This window comes from Aliiglaciecola lipolytica E3 (assembly GCF_000314975.1).
GTDB classification, from domain to species: Bacteria; Pseudomonadota; Gammaproteobacteria; order Enterobacterales; family Alteromonadaceae; genus Aliiglaciecola; species Aliiglaciecola lipolytica.
Map to the genome: position 1 here is coordinate 1 of NZ_BAEN01000056.1, position 20,368 is coordinate 20,368.

General features: G+C 41.5%; 20 protein-coding genes. 11 read left to right on the plus strand and 9 right to left on the minus strand.

The genetic code is table 11. The features are described 5' to 3' along the window. Nucleotides 1-1,056: 1,056 nt before the first annotated feature. From GLIP_RS13680 to GLIP_RS13710, 7 genes are all read left to right on the plus strand, one after another. The gene (locus GLIP_RS13680; protein ID WP_008845242.1) at nt 1,057-1,413 is read left to right on the plus strand and encodes a VOC family protein; all 357 of its coding nucleotides are present in this window, start codon (nt 1,057-1,059) and stop codon (nt 1,411-1,413) included. A gap of 238 nt (nt 1,414-1,651) precedes the next feature. Next, the gene (locus GLIP_RS13685; protein ID WP_008845243.1) at nt 1,652-2,014 is read left to right on the plus strand and encodes a hypothetical protein; all 363 of its coding nucleotides are present in this window, start codon (nt 1,652-1,654) and stop codon (nt 2,012-2,014) included. A 72-nt stretch (nt 2,015-2,086) separates the two neighbouring features. Then, nucleotides 2,087-2,767: a YjbF family lipoprotein gene (locus GLIP_RS13690; RefSeq protein WP_008845244.1), complete on the plus strand. Its 681-nt coding sequence runs from the start codon at nt 2,087-2,089 to the stop codon at nt 2,765-2,767. Then, nucleotides 2,760-3,485, plus strand: coding sequence for a capsule biosynthesis GfcC family protein (locus tag GLIP_RS13695; protein ID WP_008845245.1), 726 nt, complete (start codon nt 2,760-2,762; stop codon nt 3,483-3,485). Before GLIP_RS13690 ends, GLIP_RS13695 begins: the two co-directional genes overlap by 8 nt. Then, nucleotides 3,482-5,602, plus strand: a complete 2,121-nt coding sequence (locus GLIP_RS13700; RefSeq protein WP_008845246.1) for a YjbH domain-containing protein — start codon at nt 3,482-3,484, stop codon at nt 5,600-5,602. The genes GLIP_RS13695 and GLIP_RS13700 overlap by 4 nt, the downstream gene beginning before the upstream one ends. 167 nt (nt 5,603-5,769) lie before the next feature. Beyond that, nucleotides 5,770-6,936 (plus strand): iron-containing alcohol dehydrogenase, encoded by a 1,167-nt coding sequence (locus tag GLIP_RS13705; protein ID WP_008845247.1) that lies wholly within the window; start codon nt 5,770-5,772, stop codon nt 6,934-6,936. An 8-nt stretch (nt 6,937-6,944) separates the two neighbouring features. After that, complete coding sequence (locus GLIP_RS13710) at nt 6,945-7,376, plus strand: acyl-CoA thioesterase (RefSeq protein ID WP_008845248.1); 432 nt, start codon at nt 6,945-6,947, stop codon at nt 7,374-7,376. 12 nt (nt 7,377-7,388) lie between these two features. Here the strand turns inward: GLIP_RS13710 and GLIP_RS13715 are convergent, their stop codons facing one another. Genes GLIP_RS13715 through imuA form a run of 3 tightly spaced genes read right to left on the minus strand, consistent with a single transcriptional unit; the run spans nt 7,389 to nt 12,612 of the window. Continuing rightward, nucleotides 7,389-10,463: an error-prone DNA polymerase gene (locus GLIP_RS13715; RefSeq protein ID WP_008845249.1), complete on the minus strand. Its 3,075-nt coding sequence runs from the start codon at nt 10,461-10,463 to the stop codon at nt 7,389-7,391. A gap of 11 nt (nt 10,464-10,474) precedes the next feature. Continuing rightward, on the minus strand, nt 10,475-11,929 hold the full coding sequence (locus tag GLIP_RS13720) for a Y-family DNA polymerase (RefSeq protein WP_008845250.1): 1,455 nt from the start codon (nt 11,927-11,929) through the stop codon (nt 10,475-10,477). Nucleotides 11,930-11,931: 2 nt separating this feature from the next. Beyond that, nucleotides 11,932-12,612, minus strand: coding sequence for a translesion DNA synthesis-associated protein ImuA (gene imuA / locus GLIP_RS13725; protein ID WP_008845251.1), 681 nt, complete (start codon nt 12,610-12,612; stop codon nt 11,932-11,934). A gap of 169 nt (nt 12,613-12,781) precedes the next feature. Here imuA and GLIP_RS13730 point away from each other — a divergent pair, with 169 nt between their 5' ends. Beyond that, entirely contained in the window at nt 12,782-13,246 is a 465-nt protein-coding gene (locus GLIP_RS13730) for an EVE domain-containing protein (protein ID WP_008845252.1), read from the plus strand. A gap of 37 nt (nt 13,247-13,283) precedes the next feature. Here the strand turns inward: GLIP_RS13730 and GLIP_RS13735 are convergent, their stop codons facing one another. The 6 genes from GLIP_RS13735 to coaBC all read right to left on the minus strand — a co-directional run bounded on the left by GLIP_RS13735 (nt 13,284) and on the right by coaBC (nt 18,769). Beyond that, nucleotides 13,284-13,787 (minus strand): hypothetical protein, encoded by a 504-nt coding sequence (locus GLIP_RS13735; protein WP_008845253.1) that lies wholly within the window; start codon nt 13,785-13,787, stop codon nt 13,284-13,286. Between the two features lie 41 nt (nt 13,788-13,828). Continuing rightward, entirely contained in the window at nt 13,829-15,586 is a 1,758-nt protein-coding gene (locus GLIP_RS13740; protein ID WP_008845254.1) for a DUF885 domain-containing protein, read from the minus strand. Between the two features lie 99 nt (nt 15,587-15,685). Then, nucleotides 15,686-16,009 (minus strand): DUF1820 family protein, encoded by a 324-nt coding sequence (locus GLIP_RS13745; protein ID WP_008845255.1) that lies wholly within the window; start codon nt 16,007-16,009, stop codon nt 15,686-15,688. Between the two features lie 151 nt (nt 16,010-16,160). After that, entirely contained in the window at nt 16,161-16,736 is a 576-nt protein-coding gene (locus GLIP_RS13750) for a TetR/AcrR family transcriptional regulator (RefSeq protein WP_008845256.1), read from the minus strand. Nucleotides 16,737-16,924: 188 nt separating this feature from the next. Continuing rightward, on the minus strand, nt 16,925-17,515 hold the full coding sequence (gene slmA, locus GLIP_RS13755) for a nucleoid occlusion factor SlmA (protein ID WP_008845257.1): 591 nt from the start codon (nt 17,513-17,515) through the stop codon (nt 16,925-16,927). A gap of 45 nt (nt 17,516-17,560) precedes the next feature. Beyond that, entirely contained in the window at nt 17,561-18,769 is a 1,209-nt protein-coding gene (gene coaBC, locus GLIP_RS13760; RefSeq protein ID WP_008845258.1) for a bifunctional phosphopantothenoylcysteine decarboxylase/phosphopantothenate--cysteine ligase CoaBC, read from the minus strand. Between the two features lie 175 nt (nt 18,770-18,944). Here coaBC and radC point away from each other — a divergent pair, with 175 nt between their 5' ends. The 3 genes from radC to rpmG all read left to right on the plus strand — a co-directional run bounded on the left by radC (nt 18,945) and on the right by rpmG (nt 20,252). Beyond that, nucleotides 18,945-19,619: a RadC family protein gene (gene radC, locus GLIP_RS13765; protein WP_008845259.1), complete on the plus strand. Its 675-nt coding sequence runs from the start codon at nt 18,945-18,947 to the stop codon at nt 19,617-19,619. Between the two features lie 229 nt (nt 19,620-19,848). Then, nucleotides 19,849-20,085 carry a 50S ribosomal protein L28 gene (gene rpmB, locus GLIP_RS13770; RefSeq protein ID WP_008845260.1) on the plus strand — a complete coding sequence of 79 codons (237 nt, stop codon included), beginning with the start codon at nt 19,849-19,851 and terminating at the stop codon, nt 20,083-20,085. An 11-nt stretch (nt 20,086-20,096) separates the two neighbouring features. Further along, a complete protein-coding gene (gene rpmG / locus GLIP_RS13775) occupies nt 20,097-20,252 on the plus strand; it encodes a 50S ribosomal protein L33 (protein ID WP_008845261.1) in 156 nt (51 codons plus the stop codon). Nucleotides 20,253-20,368 lie beyond the last annotated feature (116 nt).

Here is a 20,368-nt window from a genome sequence, read left to right on the forward strand (position 1 = left end):
TAAAGCCGCCTTAATAGGGTGGTCTTTTTTCGTTTCTGATCGCCTGTAAAATATCCGCATATTTATCGAATATAATTAAGGTGGCCTCATTCTAAGCGCTGCCGCGCAAGAACTATCCCGCAGAGAAACCTAACCCGTCGGTGTGTTATGCAATGCCTGTCCATGTAATAAACGGCTAGATATCAACCATCCCTGCTGCAACACCCAGTGCAGCATCCATGCTGCCCGTTCCGTCGCTCAACGCTTCTGCGAAGCTAAAAACAACCGATTCCACCCCCATGTGAGAGTAGTATTCATGCCCACGGCCAGTGCGCCAGACTCCTATTAGAGAAAGGGCTATCCGTAAAGGTAGTCCTTTTTTGCATTTACAGACTTTACATCTTAGGCGGATATCTCCATCACAGTTGGATAGCCCTTACTCTAAGCGTTGCCGCGCAATTACACCCCAAGGGAAACCATACTCATCGAGTGTTATGCAATACCTGTCCATGTAATAGGTAACTAGGTGTCACACATCCATGTGGCTGTCTCCAGCACGACATCCATGTCGGTCGTGCGCTCGGGCGGAACTGCGTTCCTAAAACATCCTCGCTTACCCCCATGTGAGAGAAAAGAAACGCGCAAACCTGTAGCACGGGCTTTAGCCCGTGGAATGCTGCTTTATCTAACGAAGCTACCTTTATGCACATTGATATAGGTAGCATTCCTTCTAAAGCGCTGCCGCGCAACATCTACTCCCGCAGTCAACCTTCACAAAGTGGATTCTCAGCCTCAAGCTAAGCTTGAGTCGTTCAAACGGCTGGAGCGGTGCTCCAGAGAGCCCCGTTTTCACCCATCGGTTAACGCTTCTGTGAAGCTAAAAGCAACCGAGTCCACCCCCATGTGAGAAAGAAAAGATAATTAACGCCGTAACAAGGGCTCTGCCCCATGATTCATAACCTATCTGTGAAATAGGATATGTTTCTCGAGCTAGTTATCCGATTCCGAGGCTAACTTCAATGTTATCCGTTACACTAATATTCATATCAACATTCAAAATGATCAATAGGAAAAAATATGAGTAAGCATGAAAAGCTAAATTATGTTGAGTTTAGTGCAACTGATTTAGAATCAACAAAAACATTTTTCAGTAAGGTTTTTTCATGGGATTTTGTTGATTATGGGCCAGATTACACCTCATTTTCTGATCAAGGTTTAGATGGTGGCTTTTTCAGAGCTAACTCCTGTAATAAAACTGAGAACGGTGGAGCTTTGTTGGTTTTCTATAGTGCAGATATTCAAGCTACATTAAATAAAATAACAGAGAATAAAGGTCAGATAACACGGCCAATATTTGATTTTCCAGGAGGTTGTCGGTTTCATTTTATCGAGCCAAGCGGGAATGAATTTGCAGTTTGGTCAGAAAAAGTTTAGAACAAACTATAGGCACAGCTTTTATTATAAAAGCTATTGAAATCTATATGGATTATGTTGCAAATGTGTTAATAAAATAACGGGTTGTGTCTATATTAAGAGACAAAAGATCGTAATTTAAAAAATTAAGATCAAAATAATTTCGAATTCGGCAGTAGATCGTAAAATAGGCATTGAGATCGTTGAACGGATACTTTAATATCCATCTCTAGGTGTCAAATACTTTCAAGGAAAAGTGATGAAGAAAAGTTTAATCGGATTAGCGGTAGCTGCAGCGGTAGTTTCTGTTAACGTGAACGCGCAAACAGAAAACCAAGGTGGTGGGACTGCTGGCGGTGGTGCTGCTGGCGGTATTAGTAGCGGAATGATTGCTGCTGGTGCAGTTGGTGCTGCTATCATTGGTGCAACTATGTCTAATACAAGTGGTTCAGCGCCTGAGCGTCCTGGACCTACTCCTCCTCCGCCTCCTCCTCCTCCTTCATGTGAAGGTGATGACGAGTTGGTAGATGGTGTATGTATTGGTACAACTATTACTGTAACTACCTCAGGAACTGGTACTACAACTGTTCCTGTTACCTTTACTTATTCGCCTTCGAACTAAGTTGAGATAAAATTTTAAAGCCGCCTTATGGCGGCTTTTTTATTGGTCGTGTAACAGCAATAGTGGAAAGCTATGAAAATTATTTTTAGTCTCATGATTTGCAGTACGATTTTTATATCGGCTTGCTCGTCGACTCAGCGCGCTTATCAACAAAACGTGAAGTTATATTTTAGCACTAAGAACGATATTGAGCTTAGTCAAAAAGATGTTGTTGAATCTCCCATCGATCTCATCTATATAAAAAGCGGTGAAAGACCGTACGCAACTATGGCTTTAGGATTTATCGAAAATAATCAATATAAATGGGTCTCTGCGGATGATGCAATGCTGGTTACTCAAAACGGAAGGCTTGTCCGCACACTGGGATTATTAGGCAAAAATTTAGTCCATGTTAATGACTTGACCGATGACCCGCTAATATCGAAAAGTGACGTAGATGTTTCAGCTACTTGGTATAGAGAAATAGACTTAAATAATGATCACTACGGGATTAAATTAACGTCCAGTTTTAGCGTTGAAAAGAATGTTCCTTTGAACATTTTGAATCAACAATTTGTCTCCTCAAAAGTGATAGAAAACGTAAAAAGTGAAGGCTTACTTAGCCGCTCAGATACGTGGCAAAATCTTTTTTGGTATCACGCTGAAACGGGCCAATTACTGCGCTCCTCACAACAGTTTTCAGTGGATTCAGAGCGCTACGAAATTCAATATGTCAGCCGAGCGATGAGATTAGTGGGGGACAGTAATGAATAAAGTAAAAGAATTTATAGCCACTATTATAATATTTTCTTGCGTTCAACATCAGGCAATTTCTCAGGTTGTCGTTAAAGTTAATGACAATACGATATCTTTTGAAGAAAACCCCAGACTTAATCAAGTTTTAGATTCCATTGGTTTAAAACAAAATTGGTATTGGCAAAGCAGTAAGCTATTTAAACTTGATAGTGAGTATGCTGAACAAAAACGCGACGAATTACTCTTGCAACTAAATGCAATTACATCAGACGCAGACTCAGTAGAAAAGCTTCAAACGCAGATAAAAGGCTGGAAGTTAGCAACGCATATGAATGCTGTGATTGATTACGACTTAGCACGTTATCATCGTAGTAGTAATCCGTTATTTGAAAGTGGGAAGTACGAATTAGTTGTAACTAAACGCCCAACGAAATTGTATGTGTTTGGGGCTGTTGATCAACCAACTACGATTGAATACGACAATACAGTGTGTATTAAAAATCAATTGAAGCAGGTTAATAAAACTGAATCTGCAGACCGCAATATCGTCTATGCAATTCAACCTAACGGGAAGATAAGAGAGATCCCTGTGGCTTATTGGAATCATAGCTGCTTACAAGTTATGCCGGGATCACAGATTTTTGTCCCTCTAGCGGAACATCAATGGTTTGAACAAAACAAGCGGGTTAATCAACTGATAGCCAAACTTGCAGTAAATAGGATAGTAATTGAATGATCACTGTTAGAAGGATGATTGGCTGTGTATTTGCTGCCAATATCGTATTCGTTAATGTTGTCGCTACAACTGCATTAGCCACTGAAAAGGAGTTCGATGACGACAACGGGAATATATCGCAAATGGTTAGGGGTGGAACTGGATTATTACAAACACCCACTGCGAGAATGGCGAAAGAAGGCTCATTTTATTTTAGCTACAATGATATCGACCAATATCGATTTTGGTCTGCAAGCATTCAACTTTTTCCGTGGATGGAGTCTACTGTAAGGTATACCGATGTAAGAACCAGACGTTATAGTCCGTATGAAAGTTTTAGTGGCGACCAGACGCTGAAAGACAAAGGTATCGACGTTAAATTTCGCCTGCTTAAAGAGAGTTACTATTTACCTGATGTCTCACTTGGCTTTACTGATATCGGAGGAACAGGCTTTTTTAGTAGTGAGTTCATAAATTTTAGTAAAGCAATTGGTCCATTCGATATCCATCTTGGATTGGGCACTGGTTACCTGGGTGCAGGCGGTAATATTACTAATCCATTTTGTGAAGTTCGCGACTCATTTTGTGAACGTCCAGGTGGATTTACTGGCCGAGGCGGTAAAATCGACTATAACGAGTTCTTTAAAGGTCCAGCGTCAATATTTGGTGGAATAGAATATCAAACACCGCTTGAAGGTCTAACGCTTAAACTCGAATATGACGGCAATAACTACGTCAACGATCGCGCAGGTAGACTTCAACAAGATAGCGAATGGAATGTTGGTGCGGTGTATAAATACAATAATTGGGACTTTAATCTGAGTTACCAAAGGGGTAACACAGTAGGCTTTGGTGTGTCATACAACTTTAACATGCACACGGTTAAACAGGTAAAATATGACCGACCACCAAGAGAGCTCAGAAACGCAAAACCTGCCGAGTCAATTGACACCATTAATCGCGAGCGTCTGTATGCAGATCTTGCCAATGAAGGTAGCTTTTTAATAAACGCGACTCATACTGAAGGCGATGAAATGATCGTTTACGGTAGTCAATTAGGCTATCGCGATCATGATGAAGCGACACAACGCGTAGGTAGAATTTTAGCGTCTGAATTACCCGACTCAATCAAGACTTATAAAGTAGTAGATACGCTAGCCAATATCCCCATGTTGGAAACTAAAATTGATGCAGAAGAGTTCAAAATTGCTGCCAATTACCAACGTTTAGAAACAGATATTCAATCAACCTATGTAAGGCAAAACCCTACTCAATCTACAAATGATAACTATCATCCCAAAGATTATTCTGGGCCTATATTTAATATGGAAACGTTTTGGATCCAGACTTTTGGCAATCCAGAAGATTTTTATTTGTATCAAGGCGGTGTGTTTGTAAATAGTGGATATCAGTTCAATCCAAACTTTTCTGTGCGTGGTGGATTGAAAGTAACCTTGCTAGAAAATTTCGATAAATTTCGCTTCTTAACAGATTCACAACAATCTCAATTGCCACGAGTCCGGACTCAAATTAGGGAATACGTTACGCGTAGCAAAGTGACAATGGAAAATGCGTTTGTACATTGGTTCGACGAAATTGCTGAAGATACCTACGCACAAGTCTACGGAGGCTATTTGGAAACCATGTTTGGCGGTGTTGGTACCGAGATATTGTATCGTCCGGTTGATAGTAGTTTGTCGTTTGGAGTCGATGTAAATTACGTTCAGCAGCGAGATTTCGATAGTGAGACAGCATTTTTCGATTACAAGGCGTTAACCGGACATGCTAGCGTTTATTGGACACCGGAATTCTTACCAGACATGCAACTCAGCATTAGTGCAGGGCAATTTTTGGCGAAAGATAAAGGGGTTAATATCGATGTAGCTAAGCGCTTTGATAGCGGAATTGTCGTAGGCGCTTATGCAGCATTTACTAATGTTTCTGCTGAAGAGTATGGTGAAGGAAGCTTTACCAAAGGCTTTTATATTTCTATTCCATTCGACTTATTTACGTTCACGCCAGCTAAAGGGCGCGGTAAAATTCCGTGGATACCAATTGGTCGAGATGGTGGTCAGATGTTGCAACGTCCTGTTAAACTCAGAAACTTAACGGAAGTTAGGTCACCTTTTTACGATTAAAATCAATTGGTTAAAATATCTTAATGGATTGAGTTCTGATCTGTGAATAGGTCTAAATAAGTAAGCTGAATTTGACAAACCAGTATGGCTATATTGTCATACTGGTTTGACAGGTTAGTGTAGGCGGTAGGTTATTAATATAGCTGAAACCTCAGGACTGCTTATTTATGATTGATGAATTCACGTTCTCTACTACTGCAAGCTTCGTTTTTGGTAAGCCGGTTGCAGATTACCTCAAAGACACCCTCGCGCGACGTCAGCTTTCGCGTATTCTTATTGTTACTGATAGTGGTATCGTTAAAGTGGGTCTACTAGATTCAACTTTGCAAATATTCAATAAGAGCTCTGTTTCGCTAACTGTGTTTGATAAAGTTGAAGCTGATCCTGCTGATTCAACGATTATTGAGGCGGTCAGCTTAGCCCGAAAAAATAATGTTGAATTAATAGTGGGATTTGGGGGTGGCAGCTCGATGGATGTCGCTAAGCTGGTTGCAGTACTTGCTCATCCAAACAGTCACTGTGATTTGAGCTCTTGTTATGGCGTAGACCAAATTAATCAGCCTAGATTACCGCTTATTCAAGTACCAACTACGGCTGGTACTGGTTCAGAAGTGACGCCAATTTCAATAGTCACCACCGGTGGTTCTACAAAAGCCGGTGTAGTGTCCGCTGTTCTGCAGCCAGATATCGCTATTTTGGATCCGTCTTTAACGACCGGTTTGCCTCCCGATATCACTGCGGCAACGGGAATTGACGCAATGGTGCATGCCATAGAAGCTTTCACTAGCAAAGTTAAAAAGAATATTTATTCTGATATGTTAGCGACGAAAGCGTTATCACTGCTGATAGCCAATATTAGTCTTGCCGTGAATCAAGGTGATAATGTAGAAGCGCGCGGTAATATGCTGCTCGGTGCGATGTTGGCGGGTCAGGCGTTTGCAAACGCGCCAGTGGCTGGAGTACACGCTCTAGCGTATCCTCTTGGTGGACACTTTCACATTCCTCATGGTTTGAGCAATGCCCTTATGCTGCCGCATGTACTGCGCTTTAATCTATCAGCAGCGTCGGATCTTTATGCCCAGTTGGCACCTATTGTGTGTCCAAATCTTGCCACAGATTTAAGTAATAAGGATAAAGCGCTAGCGTTAATCGAGACGCTTGAAAAGTTAATATCTGATTTGGGATTGCAAACTAAATTACGACAATGTGGGGTGTCCCAAGACAGTTTAGAGATGCTGGCTGATGAATCTATGTTGCAACAACGATTGTTAATTAATAATCCTGTGAAGATAGAGCGCAACGACGCGTTAAACTTATATCGTGCTGCATATTAGGCGTAATGATGAGCATTAAATTAAATAAAGACGAATATAAAATCTTCTATCCAATGCAAACGCGTTGGGCTGATAATGATATTTATGGGCATGTTAATAACGTGCAGTATTACGCTTATTTTGACAGCGCTGTTAATCGTTATTTAATTGAAAAAGGTGGTTTGAATATTCATGACGATGGGATTGTTGGATTTGTTGTTGAGTCAAAGTGCCAATATTTTTCGCCGATTGCGTATCCTCAAACTATACATATTGGTTTAAGGGTTTTGCGTCTCGGCAATAGTTCGGTTACTTATGAAATAGGTATTTTTGTTGAAGGAGAAACCTTACCTTCAGCACAAGGACATTTTGTGCATGTGTTTGTTGATAAACAGACTAATAAAAGTACAGCTATTCCGAAAAATATCCACACAGCGCTTAATATGATTCAAATAGATTAGAGCTGAGTTTGGCTAATGGAAATCTCTGGAAGAGGTATTAAGATCTTCCAGCAAATGGCTTAAGTCGGTAATTTTTCCGGCGATAATGTGAGTTACATCGCCATCTCCACGTTCAAGAATACCGCTAACTTTGATGATTTTGGATTTCAAAAAGGCCTTTTTCTGGGCCCGGGCAGTAGCTTGCCAAACCACCACGTTGCTGCAACCTGTATCATCTTCAAGTGTCATGAAGGTCACTCCCGCAGCGGTACCTGGTGCTTGTCTGCCAATCACCACGCCAATAACATTGACCACTGATTTATGCTCTTTGTCGGCTAACTGATTAGCTGCGGTATATCTTCCTAGTTTTCCTGCATTGCGTAACAGTTGGATTGGATGACGTGTAAGCGACAAACTGGTAGCAGCATAATCCTCTACCATTTCTTCCACCTCTGACGGTGAAACATCAAATAAGAATGTTTGTTCCTGATTTTTTAATAGCGGTAATTCCGTTTCCGTTTCCATGAGTGCCCAGCGGGCTTTATAACGATTGGTCGCCAAACCAGATAATGCATTTGCACTAGCAAGCGCTTCAATCTGATCGCTCCGAATAGCCAACTGTTTAATTTCTACCACAGAGGTATAGCCATCTTTTGGGCGCTGCTCCAATATCATCTGCGCAGTAGCATTGGATAATCCTTTAATCATGCGTAACCCCAAACGAATGGCCAAGGTATCTTCTGCTTTTTCCAGAATATGCTCATAGTCTGAATGATTGATACAAATCGGAAGAACTTTGATTTGGTGACGCTTAGCATCTTGGACTAATTGAGCTGGAGGGTAGAAGCCCATTGGCCAGCTATTTAACAGCCCAACATAAAATGCCTCTGGGTAATAATATTTTAGCCATGAGGACACATAAGCCAGCACCGCAAATGAGGCAGAATGGGACTCGGGAAAACCATACTCACCAAAGCCACATATTTGATTAAATATACGCTCAGCATAGTCTTGGGTATATCCCCGTTTAAGCATGCCGTTGATAAGCTTTTCCTGAAACTGCATAAGTTGTCCAGTTTTCTTCCAGCTAGCCATGGCCCGTCTTAGTTGATCTGCTTCACCACCGGTAAACCCTGCAGCTACCATGGCTAATTGAATCACCTGTTCTTGAAATATAGGCACTCCCATTGTGCGACTCAGCACCCCAGCGACTTCTTCTGATGGATACTCAATAGGCTCTTTGCCATCACGTCTGCGCAAAAAAGGGTGCACCATATCGCCTTGAATGGGGCCAGGCCTGACAATTGCTATTTGTATCACTAAGTCATAGTAAGTTTTAGGTTTTAACCTAGGTAACATACTCATTTGCGCACGGGACTCAATCTGAAACACACCTACCGTATCGGCTTTTTGGATCATCCCATACACTTGCGGATCATCTTCGAGCTTAGTGATTTGGGCAATACTAAGAGTGTGCTGATAGTGCGTTTCAATTAATTGAAAAGACTTGCGAATGGCAGTGAGCATGCCTAACGCCAATACATCGACTTTGAGTAAGCCAAGACTTTCCAAATCGTCTTTGTCCCATTGAATGACACTGCGATCTGCCATCGCGGCATTTTCGATTGGCACGAGTTGGTATAACGGACCTGAAGATATGATAAACCCACCAACATGTTGTGATAAATGTCGGGGGAAACCCATAATCTCGTTTACCAGCGAGATAAAGTGTTTACCTTTTTGTGAAGCAGGATCCAATCCCAGTTCAGCAATTTGCGCCTGCCAATTTAATCCGCTGTCCCGGCGGTTAATGTTTTTGATAAAAAAGTCTAACTGAGTTTCGTTAATGCCTAATGCTTTGCCTACTTCTCGCAAGGCGCTTTTAAACCGATAACATGAGACGGTTGCCGCGATGGCGGTACGTTCACGTCCGTATTTGTTATAAATATACTGAATGACTTCTTCGCGCCGTTGATGTTCAAAATCCACATCTATATCAGGTGGTTCATCTCGCTCTTTGGAAATAAAACGTTCGAATAACACATTGATTTGGCGAGGGTCGACGGAGGTGATTTCCAAGCAATAACATACGACTGAATTGGCAGCTGAACCGCGTCCTTGATATAAAATTTGTTGTGACTGTGCAAATTGCACGACATCATAGATAGTGAGAAAGAAGAATTCATATTCTTGTTCCTCGATTAAGATTAACTCTTTTTCAATAATTTCTCGTACATCGGCTTTTATCCCTTCTGGAAAGCGCTTTTGGATACCGCTTTCGACCAATTCCCGTAGATATTGTTTTGGGGTTTTACCGCTGGGGATGAGTTCGGCAGGATATTCATAGCGTAGCTCTTTCATATTAAAGCTGCACCTACGCGCAATCTCAACAGAACTATCCAACCAAGCACGTTTAAACAGTTTATTTAACTTATCCTGACTGCGTAAACTTCGTTCACTATTAGAGATTAACGCCCGGCCAAGCTCTGCTACCGTACTACGTTGCTTTATTGCACTTAGTAGGTGCTGTAACGGCTGCCGACTTGGATTGTGCATTAATACTCCACCACATGCGCAAATAGGCAGGTCAAATAAGCGACTGAGCTTTTTATAATGAGCGAGCATCGTGTGTTCGTTAGCAGTTAGGTGCCGCTGAGCGCCAATCCATAAACGATCTTGATAGTGCTTTTTTAGCCAAATAGCCCAAGGCTCATCGAGGTTCATATCGCCATTCGGAAGCCACAGCATAAAGCAGTGCTTAATGGTTTTTAAATCCCATTTGGCCAGTGCATATTCACCTTTGGGAGAGCGTCGGCGAGCGTTAGTAATGATCCGGCATAATTCACCGTATGCTTCGCGGGTGGGACATAACAAAACGCAGCTCAAACTGTTATCTAATGTAAAGTAACTCCCCACAATCAGTTTAATCCCAAGCTGATGGTCTTTTATTTCAGTGTAAGCACGCACCACGCCAGCCACTGAACATTCATCGGTAATCGCGATGGCTTCGTAACCTAGAAAGTGGGCTTGTTGGACCAATTCTTGCGGATGGGAAGCACCCTGCAAAAAGCTGAAATTGGATTGACAGAATAATTCGGCGTAGGCCATGGGAGTGCTCTTTAACTAAATAAGCCGTGCGCAAACCATTGCTTGCTAGCGGCGCGATATATCCATAACCATTGGCCGTGTTGGTTACGAGCGATAAAGTAATCTCGAGTGATAGGTTGGCTGTCCCACCAACCAGTGCTTATACGCTCTGGCCCATGTATAACGGTCACCTTTTCGGTTAATGGCTGTGGCATTTTCAACATGAAACTCGGTCGTAATGGCTGCACTAAAATTGGTTTAGGCGCACTTTTCAATTGTGGTTGTACATAACGATTCACTTTGTTGGGACGAAAATCATCGTCCAACATGACTTGTGAAATGGCTTGTTCCCCGAGTTTCGCCTGTAGTAGTGAAATTAACTGTAAATAGCTGAGCGTACCTTTGCTGGCGTTAAACAGGTCGGTCTTTTCAGGGCTACGTAACTGTGTTTCAGCGGTGGTTAGCTCTAATGCAAATATGGGAGCCTTCAAGGTTAAATTATCGAGCTTTAATACGGTTAGGTTAGCCCATTTGTTAGCCTGATACTCGCCTTGCGCCGAGCCTACTTCTAAGGTGAGTGACTCCTGATCACGTTGATAGAGGGTAAAGATAATCTTTTGAGTGAGTAGATCGCGTATTTTTAAGAATTGTTCTAAAGCCGCCAGTAATTGCTGCATTGGGAACATTAACGTGTCGGTATGGCTGATTTCATAGAGAAGTTCCAAGTAACGTTGGAACTTAGATTGAGGGTGATAAAAATCCATCGGGTGATGAAACTCTCCACTTAATCTACCTAGGTAAGTCACCAAATCTATGTCAAAACGCTTAGCCACATCTTTCAGTGGTAGTGCCATTAAATCGGCAATACAGTGAATGCCCACCCTAGCAAGTTTATCCACTGTTTTTCTATCTAGTTCGGAATCAACCAGTTGGCGTATACCAATTTGGTGCAGCAACATGGGAAGATGGTCGCTGATCTGGTTCCAAGCTGTACGAGCCAGAAGGCGGGCAGCGTAGGGGGATTGTCCAGAGGCATAATAATAATGCACCTGAAAATCGTTTAACTGGGCTTTAAGAGCCCGCCAGTAGCCCTTAAGTCCGCCGTATAGCATCAACATATTGTGAATACGTAGCAACAAACCATTAGGTGGAAAAAGACTGATGTCTGAAGTGACTAAATATAAATGTTCGGCAATCTCAATTAACTTTTTTTGCTCTATATCACTTTTATAGGACAAAACTTGTAGATGTTGATCCAGTGCTGCTGCAGTCCCCAAGCCCATACCTATGCGAATGCCAGCATCAGTCGCGGCTTGGTTTAACTGTAAGACGCAATTTGTTTTGTGATGCAATATAACCAAAGAGTGTTGATGGTTGATGTGTGCAGATACGCCATCGTGCTCTTTTGCATGAGATTGGGGCATAGCATCGCAGAGACTGTCTAACTGCAAGTGAGGAAAATGTAAATACAGCCAAAGCGGTTGCATAATTAACTGACTTTCGCACGAGGAAATGAAACCACATTATCGGTGGGCTGGTTCAAGGTTAGCTCCGGCCAGGCTTTACTCATGTTGACGTTAAACGAATGAGCAGGCCAGCCCCCTTTACGCTTAGTGATTTGCACTTCCAAGCCTTGAGCATGAGGATTAAGTTTCATCGCCAGATTAACCGGCAACGACAAACTCAATTGCCGATTTTGGCGTAGCACAACATGCAAAGCATCACCTTGCTCAGCGGCGAGTTGTAAACGTTTAGCTTGCGCAATTTCTAGCTGCTGGTGCCATAACAGTACGCTGTCGCAACACCCACTCTTTAAGCATTGTTCTGCGCTCCACAGAGCATGCTCAGCACTGTTTGGTTGAACAATTAAAACTTGTTCAAGGGCAATGCCAAATTCGGCTAACATTTCGCCATTAATTTGCATCGGAGCGGCAATAAATACCAACAGACGCTTATCTTGCTGACGATAACGTAACGCCGGTAACAATAAGCGTAACTCGCCAATGCCAATAGGGCTGTGAATATCAATCACGCCTGATTGTGGAAAACCACCTTGCAGAGCTTCATCAAGTTCGGCGTAGCCGGTGCTATTACCCGTAAAGCTTTGCTCTTGTTGACTACCTTGCCAGATTAAGCGTTTATTCTTTAATTGTTCCAATAATGTATTCATAAATAACCTCGTCCGACAGATAAACTGTACCTTTCAACCTTGCGGTTTGAGAGGTTAAATTTATACTGTGTTTATGTACAGTATATTGATCCATTTCATAGATGCAAGTTTTGCGGTAAGTTGATGAATAATTGTGTGGGTGATAACTAAGAATATAAAAGGGTAGAGTATGAACTATTGGCTGTTTAAGAGTGAGCCGGATGCATTTAGTATCGATGATTTGGCGAATAGAACCAATCAAACTGAGCATTGGGATGGTATTCGTAATTATCAAGCGCGTAATTTTTTGCGCGATAAAGTGCAGCAAGGTGATCAGGTATTTATCTATCATTCCAGTTGTAAAAACGTGGGGATTGCAGGCTTAGCTGAAGTAGTAAAAGCTGCTTATCCAGACCATACTCAGTTTGATCCTGAGTCCAATTATTATGATCCTAAATCAGATCCGGAAAATCCTAGATGGTTCATGGTTGATGTGAAGTTTGTAGCAAAATTCAAGCAGATATTGAGTTTGAAAAACATCAAAAGTATGCCTGAAATTACAGAATTGGGGCTAGTGAAAAAAGGCCATAGACTATCAATTATGCCTGTAACAAAAGCGGAATTTGAGCATTTACTTGCGCATTGTGAACAGTGATCTGAATTCAGCAATAAATAAAATCAGGATTTTAATGTTAAGCGCTTTGTAATTCTTCTGTCTCTTTGATGCGTACATTATCTGAGGTGAGATTATAACAAGCTGAAATAAATCCACCGACAGTATTTTGGCACCAAGGAATGCGAACTTCCGAAGGTTGCTTGGCAATATATTTGTTGATTTGTGCCATGTTGTAGCCAGCTTTTTCAAAGGTTTTGTTTAAAGCTTCTTCAACAGTCGCGTGTTTTTCACAACATTCAACGATGATAAATTCAACCTGACTTATAATAAATTTGGCAATAGCAAAATCGTCAGGATGAATGAGCGCATGTGCTTGTAAGTTTTCTAAGCGGGCAATATAAATTCGCTGCAATTGCGCAGATAGCAAAAGTAATGCACTGAGTGAAAAACGGCTATGGGCATCCAGTGATTTCACTTGATATTTAAGTATCTTAATTTCTTTTTGTGCGGCTTGAAAACGCAACACGCTATAAATTAAAGACAACAGCAATAAACCAGAAATGCTGAACATTAAAACCATTTAAATTATCTCTATCGTTATTTTATTAAGCTAGCACGTTATTATTCAGAAGCTTCACTTTGTATAAAAAGTTGTATGTTTTCCCTTAATACCATCAAAGGAACAGAGCCATGCTCGAGCACAGCGTCATGAAAGGCGCGTAAATCAAACTTATCACCAAGAGCCTGTTCTGCCTCAGCACGTAACTTTTTAATTTCTAATTCGCCAATTTTGTAAGACAACGCTTGTGCAGGCCATGAAATGTAGCGGTCAATCTCGGTAGTAACATTATGTTCTGAAAGCGCTGTATTTTCTAACATATAATCTAGAGCACGTTGTCGAGACCAACCTTTAAGGTGCATGCCAGTATCCACCACTAAACGACAGGCACGCCACATTTCATAGCTCAAACGGCCAAATTCTTCATAAGGTGTTTGATAAATGCCTACTTCTTTGCCCAAAAATTCAGAGTATAAGCCCCAGCCTTCGCCAAACGCTGAGATGTAGGTATAACGGCGCACATTAGGTAAATCATCCATTTCAGATGCAAGGGATATTTGTAAATGATGCCCTGGTACTGCTTCGTGTAAAGTCAGCGCAGGGATTGCATATAATGGACGTTTATCTAGCGCATAGGTGTTGACCCAATAATAACCTGGTTCATCGTCTCGACGCGGAGAGACATATCTGCCTGTCGTGTATTTAGGCGCAATGGCATCCGGAACCGGGGCAACACCATAAGGTGTACGGGGTAACTTGTAGAATAATTTGGGTAATTTCGCATCCATACGTTTTGCCACGTAAGCAGCGTGTTTTAACAAATCCTCAGGTGTTTTTGCATAGAATTGGGGATCAGTACGTAAGAACCGAATAAAATCATTAATGTCACCTTCGAACTCAAGCTTATCCACAACACTTTGCATTTCAGAACGAATACGGGCAACTTCAGACAACCCAAGCTGGTGGATCTCATCGGCGGACAAATCTGTGGTGGTATAATAACGAGCGCGATTTTGATAGAACTGTTCCCCATTAGGCCAGGATTTTGACGCCACATCTGATTTTGCGTTGGGAATATAATCATCAACTAAAAAATTGTAGAAATCGTGATAAGCCCGCATAACATCTTGCTTAACCACGCGTTTCGCTTCTTTTAACAATGCCTGTTTTTGTGCATTAGTCGCATTGATTTTAGCGATTTTTTTGAAAGGCGCATAAAACGTGTTGTCTTCAATTTTGCCATTAAAATAAGCTTCAACAGATTTCTCAAAACCTAACATAACAGCTTGAGGCTGCACCATACCAACAGCCATACCCTTTTTCATCCAGGCAATTTGCTGAGCAAAGTAAGCTGGGATCTGACGCAACCGGCTTAAATAGTTTTGGTAGTCCTGCAGATTGCTAAAACGAGATGACTTGGGGAGTCCTGCCATACTGCTGTGGAATCCGTACTCAGAAGTAAGCGGTACATAATGGGCTTTAAAGTGATATTCATCGATATAGTTTTGCACTCGGTAGCGCTGCATCAATAAATTAATTTGCTCTGAGCGAGCCAGTTGGGTTTTATCAATGGCGTCGATTTGCTGTAAGAAAGATTTAAACCGATCATTTTGCTCTGCAAGTGCGGTAGGGGAGATATCTGCAAGCTTGTCATCATGCTCGTGATTGCCCTGCGAGCTAGCGTAAAGGGGCGAAATGGATAGTTCGTATTGCCAAATATCATCCATTAATTGAGTTAATTTTTGCTGTTCAGACGCAGCTATCTGCAGGCTTATTAGCAGCAGAGAAAACGCTGCTAGTTTATTCAAAACTACACGCATAGTGAGGTACTTCATATTTGCTATTTGTTACAGCTTAAAGTAAAACCGCAAAAACATAAAATCTACAATTGGAGAGGTTGGTTTCTAAGGCGGATTTAGCTAGTTTTTGGGCGTATATATAGGGCTCGGGAAGGCCGTTACTTTATCTGATAATTCAGTAATTTTAGCCGTTCCTTGCTTATTGACTTCATCAATGCGCAAAACACTGTGCATGGGTAGGTAAGTATGTTTTACATCAGCAAACTCAGTTTTTAATTTTTCATGGCTGGGATCTAAAACTAATGTAGTGTGTGTGTCCCACACAAAATCACCGATCTCGACAAAACCGAACATACTGCCTTGACTAACTTCTCGCACATAAACTTCATAGCGTTCGCCATTGCTTACAAACTGCACCCTAAACACGGGTTTTTTGGATGTCATCTCACTCACTCTTTGTTATACAAACTAAATTAAGGTTATTCGAAACGGGCGTGAATTCTAACTATATCTAATAGAATCGCCAAGTGAAATTCAACTAGACTCTGATGGATAACTCGAAAAGCAAATAAAAACCTGATTAAGCTTGGAGCGATTATATTGAAGGTTTTAAAGGACCAAGAATTGCACGCGTTGCTAGCGTTAGTTCGTCAGTATCACCAGCCAAAATACCGTTTACTGCAAACCCTTGCACGTAGCTACATAACTGCAGACCAGTAGACTCAATATTGATATCAAGTCTAACTTCGCCGAGTTGTTGTGCTTTTTCTAAACACGCAATAAAGTCAATTTGTAGACGATCTAGGTAGTGACGACCAATATCTCGAATTTTAGGATCATCAAAACCTAATTCGGTAATAATGTTAATCAACAAACAACCACGTCCTTTTACTAATTCTACATAAGCTGAGAAAAAACCCTGGATAGATTGCATGCCGATATTATGTTCAAGATGGGAAAACGCTTTAGATAAATGTTGTTCTTGGTAATGGGCGAGTACTATGTATAAAAATTGCTGTTTAGAGCCAAACTCAAGATAAAAACCTCTTCGATTGAAATCTGTTCTGGCAATGATCTCTTCCATAATTGCACCATGATAACCATGCTCTAGGAAAACTGCGATTGCTTGCTCGAGAACTTCTTCTACGTTGTATAACGCTTTACGTGGCATTTATTGATGGCCCAGTTAAAAAGAACAGCTGTTCTTTATAGGTTAGCTAAGAATCTTTGTGTGTCAAGGCCCTACAAATCTTGGCCTTTAGAAGTGTAGCAGGGGCTGTAGCCCCTGAAACGTGTTTGATATTTAACAATACTGTTGAAACTAAACTGCGCCGAAAGGCGAGTTTATGCTTACAAGGTTTATGAGAAAAACTGTTTACTAATAAACTGCCAGGTTTCTTTAAAGTCTTCGGTCGGCCTGCGTTTGAAATCACTGCGGATAAATAAATTAATGCGTCCATCAGTGTAACAAATCAACATATTTGCAATAACACCTTCATCAGCGGGTAATGATTTACCTTCTCGTAGTTTTCGTTCTCTCAAGACTTGTTTTAATTGAGTTTCTAATCGCTCAAAGATCTGTGTCACTCTGCCACGTAATCGTTCTTGTTCGCCCATCAATGCGTCCCCGTTTAAAATCCGGGTAATCCCTGGGTTTTTTTCTGAAAAACCTAAAATTAGATGCACGATAAGCTGAATACGCACAGCACTATCTTTTTCTTCATTGATAATCTTATTGATCCGCGAAAATAACGTTTCTTCAATAAATTCAATCAAACCTTCAAACATACGGGCTTTACTGGGGAAGTGACGATAGAGCGCAGCTTCAGAAACCCCTACTTCAGTGGCTAATTTCGCCGTGGTAATGCGTTGGCCTGGGTTGCTTTCTAGCATGCTTGCCAGACATTGTAATATTTGAGCTCTGCGGTTTGGACGTTTAATCGCGGGCATTATTGATGTCTCCCTGTCTGTAAGACCATCTTATTATTATTCTGGTTATTTCGATGCATGTTTATTTCTATAATGTTCAGATACTAATTGCATTAGTTCAAAGGCAAGTTGTCTTTTATCGGCAACTTCTAGAGATTTTTCACCCTCTTTCCAAAAAACCGTTAACGCATTTTGATCACTGTTAAATCCAATGCTGCTATTTGACACGTCATTAGCCGCAATCATATCAAGTTGTTTGCGCGCTAACTTTTCTTTTGCGTAGCGGCTAACATCTTGTGTTTCGGCGGCAAAACCGACAGTAAACACTGACTGTTGTTGTTTTGCGACATCGGCAAGAATATCAGGGTTTTTGATAAAAGTAAGGGTTAACTCTTGATTGTTCTTTTTGATTTTTTGATTCTGTACATCAGATGGACGGTAATCAGCAACAGCAGCACATCCAATAAAAATATCTGCATTCTCAATTTCAGCCATGACAGCAGCATGCATTTGCTGGGCACTCTCAACTTTAATTAAGTTAGCACTGCAAGGGGCGGATAGGTTTACTGGCCCGCTGACTAACGTTACTTCTGCGCCCATTGCCAACGCAGCATTTGCTAGTGCATAACCCATTTTTCCAGAGCTGTGATTGCTAATGTAGCGAACCGGATCAATGGCTTCTTGGGTCGGCCCAGCGGTAATGACGATTTGTTTACCGGCCAAGCTTTGCTGAGGTTTTTGTTGAGTGATTAAATCAGCCAAATATTGCGGCTCTGGCATACGTCCTTGGCCAACATCACCACAAGCCTGCTCGCCAGAATCTGGGGGAATAATGTTGACCCCGCGATTAGTTAATATTTTAAGGTTTTCCTGAGTCGCTGGCGCTTGCCACATCTGCTGGTTCATAGCTGGTGAAATGTACAGCTCTGCCGTACTTGCTAAACACAGTGTCGATAGCAGGTCGTCAGCTAATCCATGGGCTAATTTTGCAATAAAATTAGCTGTTGCGGGTGCAATCAGAATACTATCAGCCCATTTAGCTAATTCAATATGACCCATAGCAGCTTCTGCGGCAGGGTCGAGTAAATCGGTTGAAACCGGATTTCCTGATACTGCCTGTAACGCTAATGGGCTGACGAAATGTTCAGCAGACGCTGTAAGCACAGCACGAACATCGGCGTTGTTGGCGGTGAGTTTTCGGACCAAATCCGGTGTTTTATAAGCCGCAATTCCGCCGGTAATACCGAGTAAAACATTGTGTTTTTGAATAGCCATAGTGTCTAAATTTTAACTGGAAACCTAAAGGTGCATTTTACCCAAGGTTGATGTTAGACAAAACACTTAGGTATTTGATATAGCTTAATATTGGCCTGATCGGCGATCTTTTGCTAGGTTTAATTAGCTATATTCGAGCAATTATTCACATTAATAACTATTCAGGCATGGAAGCATGAAACTATCACAATGGCCAAAAATGGAGCGGCCTAGAGAAAAGCTCCTATCTATGGGCAGTGAAGCACTCTCAGATGCAGAACTGTTGGCTATCTTTTTAAGGACTGGCGTGCAAGGGCTTAGCGCAGTTGATCTAGCCAGAGATTTGTTAACTCAGTTTGGTTCACTACGCAGTTTGTTAAACGCCAGTAAAAATCAATTTTGTTTAGGTAAAGGCTTAGGTGAAGTTAAATATGTGCAATTACAAGCCACACTTGAGATGTCAAAACGCTACTTTGCACAATCTCTTACCCGTAAACATACTTTTGATAGCGCAAATCGCACAAAACAATATCTGTTAAGTCAATTGCGTGACGAACCAAACGAAGTTTTCGCGGTATTGATGTTAGATAGCCAACATCGATTAATTATTTTCAAAAAATTGTTTTTCGGTACTATAAATGCGGCCAGTGTTTATCCCCGAGTCGTTGTTCAGCAAGCTTTGGAACATAATGCCGCAGCGGTAATATTGAGTCATAATCACCCATCAGGTATAGCGGAACCTAGCCAAGCAGATAAACATATTACCCAACGACTAAAGCAGGCCTTAGAACTAATAGATGTGACTGTACTTGACCATATTGTGGTGGGAGACGGAGATTGTGTTTCTTTTGCAGAACGGGGAATGGTGTAAATATAGACAGCTAGAAATTGCGTAAGCGTAAGGTAAATGCAACATATTGGTTAAATTGTAGCGCAAACAAGGGAAAGTCAGATCTTTTAGCACAAAAACCTTGATCGTAACCTGCAAATACTGTATAAAATGCGCCCTCTTGTCACTACCGCTATGCGTTTAGTGTGATTTATTGCTTTTCTTTGTATAGCGAAGCTGATTGTTAAAAGTTGTTTTGGAGACAAATACGATGTCCAGAGTATGTCAAGTAACTGGTAAGCGCCCAGCGGTAGGAAACAACCGCTCTCACGCGAAAAACGCGACTCGTCGTCGCTTTTTGCCAAATCTTCAAACCCACCGTTTTTGGGTTGAAAGTGAAAACCGTTTCGTTAAATTACGCCTAACGCCAAAAGGCATGCGTATCATCGATAAAAAAGGTATTGATTCAGTTCTTACTGATATCCGTGCCCGTGGCGAGAAAATTTAAGGAGCCCGACCATGCGTGATAAAATTAAATTAGTTTCTTCAGCGGGTACTGGCTACTACTACACCACTGACAAAAACAAACGTAATATGCCTGGCAAAATGGAGATCAAAAAATACGATCCTAAAGTTCGCCAACACGTTATGTTTAAGGAAGCCAAAATCAAGTAAACCTGCTTGTTTTTGTCTCCCGAAAAACCCGGTTTATACCGGGTTTTTTGCGTTATTTAACAGTTAAAAAGCGATTACACTATAATCTCTAAGTAAATTACGTATCATATCTTCAG

Coding starts and splice junctions, on each gene's coding strand:
- rpmB (WP_008845260.1), top strand. CDS start 19,849: ATGTCCAGAGTATGTCAAGTAACTGGTAAGCGCCCAGCGGTAGGAAAC.
- GLIP_RS13690 (WP_008845244.1), top strand. CDS start 2,087: ATGAAAATTATTTTTAGTCTCATGATTTGCAGTACGATTTTTATATCG.
- GLIP_RS13745 (WP_008845255.1), bottom strand. CDS start 16,009: ATGACATCCAAAAAACCCGTGTTTAGGGTGCAGTTTGTAAGCAATGGC.
- rpmG (WP_008845261.1), top strand. CDS start 20,097: ATGCGTGATAAAATTAAATTAGTTTCTTCAGCGGGTACTGGCTACTAC.
- GLIP_RS13750 (WP_008845256.1), bottom strand. CDS start 16,736: ATGCCACGTAAAGCGTTATACAACGTAGAAGAAGTTCTCGAGCAAGCA.
- GLIP_RS13735 (WP_008845253.1), bottom strand. CDS start 13,787: ATGGTTTTAATGTTCAGCATTTCTGGTTTATTGCTGTTGTCTTTAATT.
- GLIP_RS13680 (WP_008845242.1), top strand. CDS start 1,057: ATGAGTAAGCATGAAAAGCTAAATTATGTTGAGTTTAGTGCAACTGAT.
- GLIP_RS13705 (WP_008845247.1), top strand. CDS start 5,770: ATGATTGATGAATTCACGTTCTCTACTACTGCAAGCTTCGTTTTTGGT.
- GLIP_RS13715 (WP_008845249.1), bottom strand. CDS start 10,463: ATGGCCTACGCCGAATTATTCTGTCAATCCAATTTCAGCTTTTTGCAG.
- slmA (WP_008845257.1), bottom strand. CDS start 17,515: ATGCCCGCGATTAAACGTCCAAACCGCAGAGCTCAAATATTACAATGT.
- GLIP_RS13710 (WP_008845248.1), top strand. CDS start 6,945: ATGAGCATTAAATTAAATAAAGACGAATATAAAATCTTCTATCCAATG.
- GLIP_RS13740 (WP_008845254.1), bottom strand. CDS start 15,586: ATGCGTGTAGTTTTGAATAAACTAGCAGCGTTTTCTCTGCTGCTAATA.
- imuA (WP_008845251.1), bottom strand. CDS start 12,612: ATGAATACATTATTGGAACAATTAAAGAATAAACGCTTAATCTGGCAA.
- GLIP_RS13685 (WP_008845243.1), top strand. CDS start 1,652: ATGAAGAAAAGTTTAATCGGATTAGCGGTAGCTGCAGCGGTAGTTTCT.
- radC (WP_008845259.1), top strand. CDS start 18,945: ATGAAACTATCACAATGGCCAAAAATGGAGCGGCCTAGAGAAAAGCTC.
- coaBC (WP_008845258.1), bottom strand. CDS start 18,769: ATGGCTATTCAAAAACACAATGTTTTACTCGGTATTACCGGCGGAATT.
- GLIP_RS13700 (WP_008845246.1), top strand. CDS start 3,482: ATGATCACTGTTAGAAGGATGATTGGCTGTGTATTTGCTGCCAATATC.
- GLIP_RS13720 (WP_008845250.1), bottom strand. CDS start 11,929: ATGCAACCGCTTTGGCTGTATTTACATTTTCCTCACTTGCAGTTAGAC.
- GLIP_RS13695 (WP_008845245.1), top strand. CDS start 2,760: ATGAATAAAGTAAAAGAATTTATAGCCACTATTATAATATTTTCTTGC.
- GLIP_RS13730 (WP_008845252.1), top strand. CDS start 12,782: ATGAACTATTGGCTGTTTAAGAGTGAGCCGGATGCATTTAGTATCGAT.